Annotated in this window: 12 protein-coding genes and 2 pseudogenes; 7 read left to right on the plus strand and 7 right to left on the minus strand. The window is 65.9% G+C overall.

All coding sequences use genetic code 11. The features are described 5' to 3' along the window. Together ACXJKA_RS11365 and ACXJKA_RS11370 are read right to left on the minus strand one after the other, a co-directional pair. The coding region (locus ACXJKA_RS11365; protein ID WP_456825313.1) for a hypothetical protein at positions 1 to 1,914 on the minus strand (1,914 nt) is incomplete at its 3' end. A gap of 1,184 nt (positions 1,915 to 3,098) precedes the next feature. Next, positions 3,099 to 3,335, minus strand: coding sequence for a DUF7669 domain-containing protein (locus tag ACXJKA_RS11370; RefSeq protein ID WP_456825314.1), 237 nt, complete (start codon positions 3,333 to 3,335; stop codon positions 3,099 to 3,101). 517 nt (positions 3,336 to 3,852) lie between these two features. Between ACXJKA_RS11370 and mobF the strand changes: the two genes are divergently transcribed. The 7 genes and pseudogenes from mobF to ACXJKA_RS11405 all read left to right on the plus strand — a co-directional run bounded on the left by mobF (position 3,853) and on the right by ACXJKA_RS11405 (position 8,911). Beyond that, positions 3,853 to 4,884 carry a MobF family relaxase gene (gene mobF, locus ACXJKA_RS11375; protein ID WP_456825444.1) on the plus strand — a complete coding sequence of 344 codons (1,032 nt, stop codon included), beginning with the start codon at positions 3,853 to 3,855 and terminating at the stop codon, positions 4,882 to 4,884. Positions 4,885 to 5,148: 264 nt separating this feature from the next. Then, positions 5,149 to 5,739: pseudogene (locus ACXJKA_RS11380) on the plus strand (AAA family ATPase); the annotation flags it as partial. A gap of 359 nt (positions 5,740 to 6,098) precedes the next feature. Continuing rightward, positions 6,099 to 6,716, plus strand: a complete 618-nt coding sequence (locus tag ACXJKA_RS11385) for a hypothetical protein (RefSeq protein WP_456825315.1) — start codon at positions 6,099 to 6,101, stop codon at positions 6,714 to 6,716. A gap of 28 nt (positions 6,717 to 6,744) precedes the next feature. Next, positions 6,745 to 6,948 carry a helix-turn-helix domain-containing protein gene (locus ACXJKA_RS11390; protein WP_456825316.1) on the plus strand — a complete coding sequence of 68 codons (204 nt, stop codon included), beginning with the start codon at positions 6,745 to 6,747 and terminating at the stop codon, positions 6,946 to 6,948. Between the two features lie 35 nt (positions 6,949 to 6,983). Next, complete coding sequence (locus ACXJKA_RS11395) at positions 6,984 to 7,913, plus strand: tyrosine-type recombinase/integrase (protein ID WP_456825317.1); 930 nt, start codon at positions 6,984 to 6,986, stop codon at positions 7,911 to 7,913. Continuing rightward, the gene (locus ACXJKA_RS11400) at positions 7,856 to 8,086 is read left to right on the plus strand and encodes a tyrosine-type recombinase/integrase (RefSeq protein WP_456825445.1); all 231 of its coding nucleotides are present in this window, start codon (positions 7,856 to 7,858) and stop codon (positions 8,084 to 8,086) included. The genes ACXJKA_RS11395 and ACXJKA_RS11400 overlap by 58 nt, the downstream gene beginning before the upstream one ends. Positions 8,087 to 8,101: 15 nt before the next feature. After that, positions 8,102 to 8,911, plus strand: a complete 810-nt coding sequence (locus tag ACXJKA_RS11405; protein ID WP_456825318.1) for a DUF2971 domain-containing protein — start codon at positions 8,102 to 8,104, stop codon at positions 8,909 to 8,911. Here ACXJKA_RS11405 and ACXJKA_RS11410 read toward each other — a convergent pair. From ACXJKA_RS11410 to ACXJKA_RS11430, 5 genes and pseudogenes are all read right to left on the minus strand, one after another. After that, positions 8,810 to 10,357 (minus strand): AlbA family DNA-binding domain-containing protein, encoded by a 1,548-nt coding sequence (locus ACXJKA_RS11410; RefSeq protein WP_456825319.1) that lies wholly within the window; start codon positions 10,355 to 10,357, stop codon positions 8,810 to 8,812. The genes ACXJKA_RS11405 and ACXJKA_RS11410 overlap by 102 nt on opposite strands. Before the next feature lie 31 nt (positions 10,358 to 10,388). Next, on the minus strand, positions 10,389 to 10,568 hold the full coding sequence (locus ACXJKA_RS11415; RefSeq protein WP_456825320.1) for a hypothetical protein: 180 nt from the start codon (positions 10,566 to 10,568) through the stop codon (positions 10,389 to 10,391). 668 nt (positions 10,569 to 11,236) lie between these two features. Further along, complete coding sequence (locus ACXJKA_RS11420; protein ID WP_456825321.1) at positions 11,237 to 11,968, minus strand: hypothetical protein; 732 nt, start codon at positions 11,966 to 11,968, stop codon at positions 11,237 to 11,239. 227 nt (positions 11,969 to 12,195) lie between these two features. Then, a complete protein-coding gene (locus ACXJKA_RS11425) occupies positions 12,196 to 12,549 on the minus strand; it encodes a hypothetical protein (RefSeq protein WP_456825322.1) in 354 nt (117 codons plus the stop codon). Positions 12,550 to 12,885: 336 nt separating this feature from the next. Then, a pseudogene (locus ACXJKA_RS11430) lies at positions 12,886 to 13,023 on the minus strand (CpaF family protein); the annotation flags it as partial. Between the last annotated feature and the right edge of the window lie 214 nt (positions 13,024 to 13,237).

A 13,237-nucleotide genomic window follows, 5' to 3' on the forward strand; every position in this document is an offset into this window, starting at 1 on the left:
CAAATCGAGACCGCGCCAATATTCACTCCACTCATTGTCTTCGCGAATGCCGAACCTTACGCATTGCGACGTCGTCTCGAGAATTGCGCCACGCATGATCAGTTGGGGCTCACGCGCCCCAGGGAACGCAGGAGTCGCGAAACGATCAGGATTGGCGACGTGAAATGCAGATCCTGAGCCGTCGATATACGTGACGATGTGACGACCAAACGAGTCGGCTCTGGATTCGTCGAAAACAAACGTCGCGGGTATGAGTCCTTCGCCGTCCAGGACGGACAGCGCGTCACGGATGGCTCGCACCGACGATACAACCTCGTCATGGTTCGGGAACTCGCCCGGCCGACTGTGGTTCAGCCGATTCCTGACGTCAACAACTTCGGCCCTTGACAATAAGGCTGAGGCTGCACGCAGGACGCCGACGATGTTGCCGCGACTCTCCGCCCTAAGATCATCGACTAGAGCGGTATGCCGAAACGAAAAACCAAGGCGACCGCCCTCGACCGCGAATCGGGGCAGTTGATCAACTGGGCGGAGCGAACTTGGTCTCGCGTCCGGGCTAACGAGCTCCGCAACGACTCGGAGGCCCGCGACAAGCGTTCCCAGCGCGTTCTTGCCCGAAGTCTCCCACGTGAAGCCCTCGTCGCTCCTAGCGACTAGAACCTCGTTTGCGCGGGCCTTCGCGAGGCTGGGAGTAAAGGAGAAGCGTTCGTGTCGGTCCCCGGCAAAATGATCAGAAAGGAGAGCCCACGCGACAAAGTCGATCGTTCTGGACAACAATTCCTCTAGTGCGACAAACACTTCCGTACCTGCACCGCGCGTAGCGCGAATGCGCCCATCGGCATCACTCGTGACCGACCCGCTCGCAAGGGTTAGCTCGTCTAGACCCGCGAGTACAAGGGCATCGGGGCGAGCAGGTGCCGGCTGGTCCAATCCTGCCTTCCAAAGCAGCTTGTCAATGAGGGTTGTCTCGTCGGCACGCGTGCTTGGCAACAGATACTCGCCCGGTCCTGCCGCGCCGAACATATCTGTAAGAGTCTCGCGAGCGCTAAAGACCGTTTGCTGGAGAACAACACGCGGCGAGGAGGCCGTGAGGGCCGCCGTCAGTTTTTCCTTCGTCCCATTACCTGGATACTCCCGAAGGAGCCACAGAAGGTCGGTCTCCTTGCCCTCGTACACTTCCTCCAGCATTAGGCCCAGGCGCTCGGACGGTGCAAGCGCGCCACAAAATCGGAGACCAAGCGATCCCAGTTCAGCCCTATTCCCGAAGGCCCCGGACGGTCGGCTCGGTCGAATGAGCGCGGATCGAACTTCGGACGGTCCCAGGGCAATCACTCCTGACGCGACGAGGTTCTCGAGCGCGACCGCGAGTTCATCCGTACCGACGGTCAGGAGCAGTTGAATTACCGCAGAACCGTCGAGCGAGGTTGCGACACCTACTGCAGACTTCTTTGACGCAAAAGGTACCACCTCGTTCACGATCGGGCGAAGTCCATTTGATCGCTCCGCCAGGAGTTTGCCAAGAAGACTTCGCGCCTMGGCCAGCGTGAGGCCATTGCCTAGCAGCCAGGGCAGGTCGTTCGCGCCCCCGGGATCAAAGAAAGCGCCAGCTCCGGCGAGGCTACGATTGCTCGCGAGGAGCGCGTCCGGTGGCATTCCGCGATCGAATACCTTGGAGCTATATGCCCTGCCGGCGGCCGTTTCATCTGAGGTCCTGAGGGAGACGACGTGCAAAGCTGTACACGCCTGGTCGGCGCACCGAAGGTACACCCCGAGATCACCCAGCGACATTCGGCGCGCGTCCGACGACTCCAGAATCCCCAGGGGACCCGTGACAAAGTGATTCAGTTGGAACACGCCCTGCGGCACCGCCTGCAACAGGGTAAGGCTCTGTTCATGACTCAGTTCGATGGGCATGTTGCCAAAATGCTCAACGTAGCAGTCGTGCATACTGCGACCAAATACCCAGGGATATTCGATACGTCTCTCCCGAACTTCCTCACTCAGGCAGCGCCTTAGTTCGTCGGGGTCAGTCGACGCGTCCACAAAGATCCCGTCCCGCCCTGCCCACCTACCAAGAATGGCGAGCGTCGCGTCGCCGGCATCACACTCGGCGAGTTCCGCAACCAATCGATCGCGGACAGCTTGTCCAGCGGGCGTTAACCGGACCAATTCGGCAAGGGCTGGCGGGGCGGTATAGCCTTTTCGGAGCACGCAGTACGTAGCGAGCCGACTAAGCGCGAAGAGCCGTCCGAAATTGTCATCCATTGATTAGCCTCCGACTTGTTCACCATCACCCGTGCCGCGCCGCCCTGCTTCGGAGCATACCGCTTACTTCGAATTTGCCGATGGCATCCTGAATCCCGCCCGTGCCCCACTCGAGGACGAGCTTGGTGTGTGGCTGTGGGCTCTTCGCCAGGCGGCGCCGCGCGCGGTCGATCGGCACGCGGCGCACGGGAACGCTGCGTAGGAAGGCCAGGTTGTGACGCAAACGGGTTGAGCCGCGTCGCCAGACTTCGCGCCCGTGTCTGTTCGCCGACGACTGAGCTCCGCGGCCGCGCGCACTCCGTGCAAGAAGAGTCGGATCGGATCTCGCCCGCGGTGTCCGTCGTCACTCGCGCTCGCCATCCGCGCCGCGGCCACCGAGTGACGTGACGAAGGTGGACGCCGTCGGCTCGAGATGACCCGCGTGCTGAGCGGTGACGTGCCCCGGTTCACCTCTCACGACACGAGCCCAGCTTGCAACTGCCACTCGCGCGCAAGCCTGCCGGCGGGGCGGTGCGACGTCACGTGCCACGCGCGGCAGGACGCGCATGGATGGACGGCGACAGGTTCGACTCGTCCTCTGGCGCGCTGCCGACGAGCGATGTGGCGGAGTGCTTTCGCAGCCCGTCGTGCGTCTGCATAGGGGATCTTGGTGCAGTCCGACATGAGGGATTGCCTTCATGAAGGATGCGCGCTGGCTTATGTCCAGTCCGCACCTGAATCTGCCTCATATGCGCGATGCCGGTACATGGCTCAATGCCGTGACTGCATGAGGTTATCGCCTACCTCCGGCGGCGTGGACCAACACCGCCGATCGACAGACGCGCTCGAAACGCTCACCGCAGCCGGTAGCGCCCAGGGCTTACGCGAACGAAGTCGTCGTACACCTTCGCGTGGTTGTCGGGCGCGTCGGCGCACATCCGCGAGACAACATGGGTCCGAATGGTGCTCTCTTTGTATGTCGTGCCGGCGCGACTCATCGTGTCCACGACTGCCTCGACGGAAAACGTGCCGTCAGGCGACGTCGCGCTGAGGCCGCGTGCCGCGATCAGGATCTCGTCTCTCGCCGTCATATCCGAGAGTCTGGAGTGCCTTCCGCGTTCTTGACCAGATGTGCGTCCTCGCCGCCGGCAACTGATCGGCACTCCTGCCCGCCGCGCCGGGACGGCCCACCAGCGAACGGTCGCCTCGGTCGAGACGGACTTCGCGGGGCCAACACGTCGTCGCGCCATTGCCTGCCGTGGCCTCCAGAGCTGGCGTGTCGCACTTCGGCGCCATCCGCTGCAGTCACGGAGCGCAGGAGCTCCGACAATGCTGCTGCCCAGCTGCTTCCAGGAGGTCTGCGGGCGCCGCCGTGGACGAAGAGGGGCCGGCACCTCGGCGGCCGACGTACCTCAACAGCGAACGGCGCCGGACGACGCCCGCGGGTCTTGCAGAGGATTCCGCATACCTGCCCCCAGAGGAACAAGTGTCCCGGCTTGCGCAGCCGGTGGCTCCGGGGAACCGACATCGCGCCTTACGCACATCGCGGCGCACCTACCACTAGGAGCAACCGCTGCTCGAGCCGCGTGAGGAGGTGGCGCCGTGGTGATGTCGATGCACAAGCTGACCGTCGGGGACGGCTACACGTACCTGACCACGCACATTGCTGCCGGTGATGCTGGCCTGTCGACGGGTGACTCGCTCACGGCCTACTACGAGCACACCGGCAACTCCGCCGGTCGCTGGCTGGGGCGAGGGATCGAGTCGGTCGGTGACGGTCACATCGCGGCCGGAAGCGCCGTCACCGAGCTGGCGATGACGCGGGTGTTCCGTGACGGCTGCGACCCGGTGACAAGTGCACCGTGGGGAAGGCCGTACAGAGCGCCCGCGCCGGGTCAGGGCCAGCACGCGGTAGCCGGCTATGACTTGACGTTCACCGCACCCAAGTCGGTGTCGGTCGTCTGGGGTCTGGCCGACGAGTCGACGCGCACGACTCTCTACGAGGCGCACCGGGCGGCGCTGTCGACGGCGCTCCGATTCGTCGAGCACTCGGTGATCCGGACCCGGGTCGGCGCGGCCGGGTGCCGGCAGGTCAAGACGCGCGGCATGATCGCGGCCGCGTTCGACCACTGGGACTCCCGCGCAGGTGACCCGAACCTGCACACGCACGTCGTAGTCGCGAACAAGGTCCAAGGACCCGACGGTGCGTGGCGGTCCGTAGACGGCCGCACCCTGCATGCCGCCGTGGTGACCGTCTCGGAGCTCTACGACGCCCTGCTCGCCGACGAGGTCTCGCGGCGGGCCGGCGCGACGTGGTCGTCGCGTGATCGCGGGGAGCGCCGGAACCCCGCGTTCGAGCTGGATGGTGTCGGCGAGGATCTGTTGGACGAGTTTTCCGCCCGCTCGGCGCAGATCCGCTGCGCCGAGCAGCGCTGGGCGGACGAGTTCGCCGAGCGCCGCGGGCGGGCGCCATCGCGCACGGAGACGACCCGGGCGCGGCAGCATCTGACCCGCGAGACCCGTCCACCGAAAGTAGTTCGGCCGTTGCGCGACCTGCTTGCCGACTGGACCAATCGCGCACGCGTGCTTACCGGGCTCGAGCCGGTCGACCTGGCCGCTCGCGCCCTGTCCGGGACCTAAGGGCGCGCGCTGCGTGCGACCGATGTCGGTCCAGAGGTCCGGTCGGCGATCGTCGCGCAGGTCATTGACGACGTTTCGACGCGTCGGTCGGTGTGGTCGACCTGGAATCTGGGCGCCGCTGCGCTGCGGTCCTCGTTGGCACTGCGGATGGCCTCGCCCGAGGACCGCCTTGAGCTGACGAACGAGCTAGTGATCCAAGCGGGGGGCGCGTGCGTGCGGATCGACGACCAGACCGACCCGGAGCGGCGTCGCGTGGGCGTGGAGATGTTCACCTCGGCGGAGCTCCTGCAGGCCGAGCGGACGCTGCTCGACGCCGCCGAGGCGGACCTCCCGATCGGGATCCACGCTCTCGCCGACCGAATCGCCGATCGCGAACTATGCGACCTCGCCGACGATCAACGCGACGCGACCAAGGCCGTGCTCCTGTCCCGGCGAACCCTCGACGTCCTGGTCGGGCCGGCCGGCTCTGGGAAGACAACGACCCTGGCGGCCCTGGCCGATACCTGGCGGCTGACGCGCGGGGGTGTCGTCGGGCTGGCGCCCTCGGCCAGTGCCGCGGCGACCCTGTCCGCTGCGCTCGACGCCCGGTGCGAGACGACAGCCAAGTGGATCTATGAGTCCGCCGGCGACGGTGCCGCGCGACGGGCGCTGCGGTACGAGGCCGAGATGGCCGTCCTTGGCGACCGCGACGCGAACGACCGGCGCCACGGCCTGGCCTCGGACCAGGACCAGTGGCGGTTCCGCCGCGGGCAGCTCGTGATCGTCGACGAGGCTTCGATGGCCGACACTCGCACGTAGGCCGCTCTCATCGACCAGGTGAGCGCCGCCGAGGCGAAGGTGCTGCTCGTCGGGGACTACCTGCAACGCGGCGCAGTCGACGCCGGGGGGGCGTTCGGGATGCTCGCCCGCCGCGCCCCACCGCCGAGCTCCGGGTCCTCTGGAGGTTCAGCCACCCGTGGTAAGCGCGAGCCACCCTCGACCTTCGCCACGGCGACCCCGCGGCCGTGGACGCCTACATCCAGCACCGCAGGGTCAGCCACGGCACGCACGGCGACATGCTCGACGACGCGCTCACTGCTGCCGCCGAAGCCGAAGCGTAGGGCCGAACCGTCCTGCTCGCGGCGGCCGACCGTCGCACCGTCAACGAGCTCAACGCTCGCACCCGCGCCGAACGCATCGGCGGCGCCGGCGCCGTTCGCACCACTGGCATCACCTTGAGCGACGGACTGACCGGCGGCGTCGGCGACCGCATCGTCACCCGCCGCAACAACCGGCGACTGCGCACCAGCGACGGGTTCGTCCGCAACGGCGAACTCTGGCAGATCACCGAGGTTCTCCCCGGCGGTGGCCTGCGCGTCCAGCCCGTCGGAGATCCGGCCAACGGCACGCTGCGACTGCCGGCGGCCTACGTCGCCGAGTCCGTCGAGCTCGGCTACGCCACCACCACCGCCCGCAGCCAAGGCATGACCGTCGACGAGACCCACACCGTCATCACCGCCGGCATGGGCCGCGAAGACCTCTACGTCGCCGTCAGCCGCGGCCGTCACCTCAACCTGCTCTACGTCGCGACCGACCGGCCCGACCCTGACTGCCTCCCGTCGGGCAAGACCGCGACCCCCCGCGAGGTCCTCGACCGGATCCTCGCCACCACGCACGCCGAGACTTCCGCCACCGAGGCCTGGGCCGCCCACAACCCCGAGGCGCCACGGCCGCCACTCYCGGCGACCCGCCCACAGCCCGTCGTCCCGCCGCTGCGTCCACAGATGACGCCGCGCCCCTTGACGCCCTCGCCCAGCCCGGTCCCCGACGGATCGGTGCTGGAGCGGTGGTGACCACACAACCCACTGAAGGAGAACGACCATGTCGACAACCACGCAGACCGCCGTCACCGCTGCTCGGCAGTACTACCGCGTCAAGGACGCGGCCACCGTCCTCGGTGTGCCGATGCGGACGCTCTACCGCCTGGCCGAGACGGAGCAGATCCCGTGCCGCCGGCTCGGGACCGTCATCCTCATCCCCGCCTCGTGGGTCGATCGAGAGCCCGCGCAGCCGCGCCGCCGCTGATGTCCGTCACTCGGCGGACGCTGCCTTCGGGCACGGTGACCTGGCGCGCGAAGGTCTTCTTCGAGCACCGGGTCATCGCCGAGAAGTCGTTCACGCGGAAGACGGATGCCAAGCGCTGGGAGGCCGACCAGCTGGTCAAGCTCCAGAGCGGCACCTGGATCGACCCGACGCGCGGCCGGGTGTCGTTCGGGACGCTCGCCGAGGAGTGGCAGGGCTCGCGACAGCACCTTGCGGTTCGGAGCCAGGAGACGACGCGGTTCCTGCTCGACTCCTACGTCATCCCACTACTCGGGCGCTTGCCGATCGCCGTGATCTCTGCGACGGACGTGGAGCGGGTGCTCACGGCGATAACGGTCCGTGGGCTGGCCACGGCCACCCGGCGGCGGGTCCTGTCCGTCATCCGCCTGGTGCTCGACTACGCCGTCCGCGACCGGCGGATCTCGGTCAACGTCGCCCGCTCGATCCCGCTCCCCAAGGGCACGACCAAGCGCGAGCCGCACTGGCTGCGCGCGGAGCAGCTGGGAAAACTGGCCGACGCCATGCCGCCGAACTGCCAGCCGGTCGTGCTCTTCCTCGGCCTGGCCGGCTGCCGGTTCTCGGAGATGTGCGCGCTGCGGGTCGACGACGTCGTCCAGACACCGCACGGCCTCGGGGTGCGGATCCACCGCGCCGCCCCGCAGTCGAAGGAGACCAGCGGTGCGATCTTTGGTCCGACGAAGACGCACCAGACGCGGACGGTGCCAGTCCCGCCGACGCTCGGGGCCTACGTCCGAGACCGGATCGACAGTGCACCGTCCGGCTCGTACCTGTTCCCGAGCCCGACGGGCGCGATCTGGACCAACACCAACTTCCGCGTCCGTCCCGCTGGACTGAGACCACACAGTCGGTCGGCCTGGCCGGCACGTCGATCCACGACCTCCGCCACACCGCCGCCTCGCTCCTCATCGCCGCCGGCGCCGACGTGAAGGCGGTTCAGATGATCCGCGGCCACGCCACCGCGACGATGACCATGGACCTCTACGGCCACCTGTTCTCCGACGCGCCGTGGGTGGCCATGGAACGGATACCAATGTTCCCAGACTTCGGTCCGAATACTGGCGACTCATCGGGCGAGCGACCTCTAGGAGAGGGGTGCTGATGTCACCATCACGTCATGACACTGTTCGGAGACCTCGATTTCGGGGAGGCCTACTTCTATCACTACACCCGGGCCGAGCGGCTCCGTCAGATCCTTGATGGTGGCCGGCTGCGGATGGGGCCCTACGCGTCGACCAACGACCCTCGAGAAACGAAGGCGTGGTATCCGAGCCTTTCCGTCCCCGATGACGAAGCTGATCTAGCGCAAGACGAACACATGCGCCTGATGGCCGATCTAGATGGCCGTCTGCGCGGGCGCGCCAAGGTGCTCTGTCTGACTCGAGATGCGGAGCCCAGGGACGAGTTGGACGCCATCTTCCAGTTCCGTCGCGGGTACGCGCGGGCGCGGATGTGGGATCAGTACGGAGACAGACACGCCGGAGCCTGCCTGGTCTTTGACCGCCGACGACTCCACTCCACGATAGTTGAAGTTTCGGCACCAGCTGTACCGCGCTTCGGCAACGTTCGCTACGAGAACCGGCCAGTCGGGCCCACCGGCCGATTCAACTTTGATCTGGCTGCCCTTCGTCGAAACGGGGTCGAGGCAGAAGCCGACACCTTCCTCCGCGAACACACTCGCGAGCTGTTCTTCCACAAAAACACCGACTGGGAGTCGGAGCAGGAGTTCCGCTACGTCGTTGTGGACGACAGGCCCGAACTGTTCGTGCCGATCTGGAGCAGCCTCGTCGCCGTCGTTCTGGGGGACGCACACGACGCAGACCAGCTACCAGCGATACGCCGCCACACCGCCGTGGCACAAAGCGATATAGCCGTCGCGGTCTGCCGCTGGCAGAACGGCGCCCCCAATCCGCTTCCTGCAGGCTAACCGGCGCTGCCAGTAGCCATCCGGACGAACGCGGTCACGGCATCGGTCATGACTGACCACTGCCCCCACCGACCTGACTCGTTCGACGCCTTCTCGTCCCACGAGGTTGATTGCCTCAGCGATGACTCGGTCGTCCGGACCCACCGCCTGGTGGCGGGCGTCAGGACGCCTGGCTAACACCTGAGCAACCGGTGCCGACCGCCGCGAGTAGAACCCGGCACAGCTCGGGTAGAAATCGTGGGTTGAGGCGTGGGCACCAGCGTCGGCAACGGCGACGACGCACCACAGGAAGTCGGCTTGGCAGAGGCTATCGAGCGGCAGATCGTCCGTCCTGGGCTCGCCCTCCGGGTCGTGCTCCATGATCTCGACCGGGACATCCTCATGGAGCACGGGAGAGCCGGTAACCGCCGAGCGTGCGAACCTGATCAGCGCGCCTTTGCGAGGCTGGCCCTCGGCGGACACGAGCACGCCAGCTCGTGACGCCTCGGTGATGGCGTGCCGGAACCATGACCTGTCGGCGTACACGTCGTCGCCGATGCGGCGGAGCACCACGGGCCGGACGAACTCCCACGCTTCTTCGCGAACAGCCATAGCGAGGACGCCGAGGACGCCGAGGACGCGGGAGATGATCTCGCGCCAGAACGTCGCTGCCTCGCGCTCGCGCCCGTAGTGTGCGTGCGTGTTCGTTTGATCGACCAATGCGGACTTGTAGGTGTGGTACAGCTCGGAGACGGCGAAGTCGAACATGGCCATGTTGCGCTGGCGCAGAGCCACCCCTGCCACGGAGGCCAGCCGGTCGAGGATCTGCCCGTAGGTCGCGGGCTCTCCCCCGACCCAGGCGGTCGCGAGCTGCGCGCGGGCCGGACGCAACGCCAGGCGCACGGCGTCGACCAGGCCTGACTCGATGGCGTCAGCTACCGCGTCCTCGAAATCGGACGCCTCCATGGAGATGTCGATGACGATGCGTCGGTTCCGGCCCTCACTGGCAGCTTCACGTTCTGTCTGCGCGATCCTGGCCACCACTTGCTGGATGTCGGCCGCGGCTTCGGCCCGAATCTTCTCTCGGAAGTTGGCGAGAGCGAGCGACCAGTCGCGGTGCTCGATGCGCCGGCAGCTGGTGCCGTCGCGCACGAACACATCGCCCGGCCRGAAGACGATCTTGCGGTCCTCACCTGGGCCCGGGTACAACCCMTCCTTCTTCACCATGGGTGGGAAAGAGTCGACGGACGGACCGACGTAGATGACAGCGACATCGCGGTTGTCGAGCTGGTGGCTGGCCGAGATGATTGTGAGCCGACCGTCGAGGTACGAGTTCGCGATCGTGCGGAGGTTCGCTTCGTCGAAGTGCGCAAGGTTGATGGCCGCCTGGGCGTGGGCGGGCCGCCCCTTGCCATCAACACCGACGACGATGTACCCGCCTTGCGCCAAGGTGGAGAAGGCTGCCACATCTTTGACGAAGCCGAGCCGGTGCTTTAGCTCACCGGTCTTTGGACAGGTCGAGCGTCGCCTTGAAGTCGAGGACGTCCAGCTCGGTCCCGACGGCGAGCAGCTCGCCGAGCTTCTCTTCGTCAACGGCCCCGTCGAGGGCGCGACCATGCTGGTCATCGTCGCAGCGCTGGTGTTGGCGGTGGAATCGCTCGCGCGGGTGGTTCTCCATCGAGTCCGACCTCGGCTTTCGCGGACCGCGCGTGGGACTGCTGACCACATGCTGACCACGAACCGGACATTGCGGTCGCACCGACGAGACCAGTTGCACAGCAGATCGGGCTGGCCTGCACAAACAGTTGTGCGCCTGGGCAGATTCGAACTGCCGACACCCGCTTTAGGAGTTCGGCGGAAGGCAACTCAGTCAACCTCTGCCTACTAGCTCCTGGCCACATCTGCGCAGGCAGCGTGGCTCGTCGGGCCTCGAGTGACGCAGGGCAGTCCAATGTTTCGGTGCCTATCCCGCCCACAAGCTGCCCACACCGGCCGTCGCACTTGACCCGGGGGTTGCTTAATCCAGGCGTCAACTGGAAGGAGGTACTGTCCCGACGCCGAACCAGTGCCGCGACGCAACCCGTCGCGCGCCCAGCCTCGCTCGGGCCAGACTGAGTCGTGCCGTAGCACAACCCCGCATTGCCAGACGCGCCCAGCGGCCGCGGGCGCGGACCGATCGTCCTCACTCGCCTCGCGTCCTGAGGCGCTGCTGCCTTTTTCACGGAACCAAGAGCCAAGCCTCGAGCTCGCGGGCGGGGTGCAGGACAGGCGCGGCCTCCGGGCTGCTGCTGCTCCGCTATCGGATGGACGCCTCAGAGCAGGTCCGAGTTGCGTTGGTAGTTCAAGTCAAGGGCGCGGCTCCGCCGTGCCCTTGCCGTCGGGTGACGTGACGGGTACCACGAACCCGCCGGAGCGCTGGATGCTCCGGACGGTGAGGTAGGCGGGCCACGTGCTGAATTTCGGACAGTTGCCTGCCTTAATTGCGATCGGCATTTCAAACATGCTTGCTGAATACTTGTGCACGGAATCTCCGACACGGAATGTCAGATTACTAGGCACAACGTCGACGTGGACTCCGTTGTACCACAGGTTCATCCGCTCGATATCCACAAAGTTTGGTGGCTGGAAACGCACTCTCAATGCCACCGCTCCCAACCCTTCTCGGATCGTCAAAACCTGGCCCTCGAATTGGACGTCCCAGTTGTCGGCACGCATCAACAGCTCACTGTCCTCGATCAGCACGAGTGGCCGGTTTTGCTCGTCGAAGAGACGCAGGTAGAGGCCGAGGCGCCCATCGGTCTGCGAAAAAGCCACGATCGCGAGATCATCAATGACGACCGGGGCGAAGTCGCCGTCCCAGGTGAACGCGTTCGATCCTAAGCCGAGCATTGCGGGCCCCTGGGCAAATTCAAGTCCAAATGGCCGAGTCGCCCCGTTCCGCATATTGAACGGCGAGGCATTCGCCGCGATCACCGATTCATCGGTTCGTAGACCTCGACTCTTCTCACCGTGATGCCTGTCGCACAGGAGCGTCAACTCATCGGCATCATGTCGACGCGTCACGGCCCAGCCGAGCATGTGGTCATACTCGTAGATCGGGTGACCGCAGATGACGCATCCGAAACCGCAGCGTTGCCTTACCTCGCGCCTAATTGCATCGGGAATATTCGGCCTACCACTAACCATCTGAGCACGATGGCAGAGGGCGACCAGAATGTCTAGGGTGGATCGGGAACGTGCCGTGCTGCCGGGCTCCCGTTGCGCCAATCTTCCAAGACGACGCGGCGGAAGCCACGCTGTGCGATCTAATAGAGAAAATTGGGGAGACGATTCTTCCCCGTGTAGTTAAAGATCTGGAACTTGTTGAGCCATATCCGCGAGCGGCCATTGGGCATGACCCAGTCGCTCCTGCACTGCGCCCTCCTATCTGCCATCAGCGCGTCGAAGTCCAAACCTTGGGCGCCCTTCTTGGCGATCCTCCGGTTGCTGCGCTCGCACGGATCGCACGCACACGTAGTGAGCAGGGCCTGGGAAGCACCGGGCCCAAGACCATCGAACTCGACCAAGTACTTCATCACCTGAGTGTTGTAGACCAGGGGATTGGTTCGCTTCACGACGGTCCCGACGATTCCCTGATCGCCACCGACTGGGAGAGCCACGCGATCTCCGACCCTGAAGCGTTCTTCGACTCGCATGTGTATTGCCATGCGTGCTACCCCTCACTCAAGTCAGGCCGAAGCGTCAGAGCGTTCTCGCCCCGCTACGAACGGGCAACAACGGCGCGCAGCGTTCGCGCCAATGTCACAGGCGCAGCTTCGCTTGCCGCAAGAGTTCAACCCTCCTGCCGCCACACCTCCAGCTACGCACAAATACGTTCATACCAGGGCCGTCGGTCACGGACACCGGTCCCAGCGGGTGGAATCCCGCGCTCCCCACTACGGGCGTGAGCGTAGACAGTCCTCGACCCATGGCGAACCCCGGAGCGGGTGCATCACCAAACTTGCCGGGTTGCCCGCCTGCGTGGCTCCCGAGACCAGCACGCTCAGCCCCGCGCGGACGGCCGCGTCCAGGAACACGGCCGCGTGCGGCGCGAGCGAGCCGAGCCCGACCAGGTCGTCGAGGTTCGTCGCACGCACCACGGAACCGCTCGACTCGCCCCAGTGCCAGCACGCCACGGTGCGGCTAGTTGATCTACCGAAACCCGTCTTACGTCAAACTTCGGCACACTTTGCTCCCGGAAGGGCCGCGCCCGCGGATAATTACCCCTCCTGAGCCCTTCTAGGGGCCCTAGGAACGCGTTTCTCGCCTCCGGGGTAGTCCAGCGTGGGTCGGCACACTTTAGGCGCA

The organism is Cellulomonas sp. P5_E12, from assembly GCF_054049315.1.

Excerpts from the sequence above, each read along its gene's own strand:
- ACXJKA_RS11370 (WP_456825314.1), bottom strand. The coding sequence starts at position 3,335 with ATGACGGCGAGAGACGAGATCCTGATCGCGGCACGCGGCCTCAGCGCG.
- mobF (WP_456825444.1), top strand. The coding sequence starts at position 3,853 with ATGTCGATGCACAAGCTGACCGTCGGGGACGGCTACACGTACCTGACC.
- ACXJKA_RS11390 (WP_456825316.1), top strand. The coding sequence starts at position 6,745 with ATGTCGACAACCACGCAGACCGCCGTCACCGCTGCTCGGCAGTACTAC.
- ACXJKA_RS11405 (WP_456825318.1), top strand. The coding sequence starts at position 8,102 with ATGACACTGTTCGGAGACCTCGATTTCGGGGAGGCCTACTTCTATCAC.
- ACXJKA_RS11415 (WP_456825320.1), bottom strand. The coding sequence starts at position 10,568 with ATGGAGAACCACCCGCGCGAGCGATTCCACCGCCAACACCAGCGCTGC.
- ACXJKA_RS11420 (WP_456825321.1), bottom strand. The coding sequence starts at position 11,968 with ATGCTCGGCTGGGCCGTGACGCGTCGACATGATGCCGATGAGTTGACG.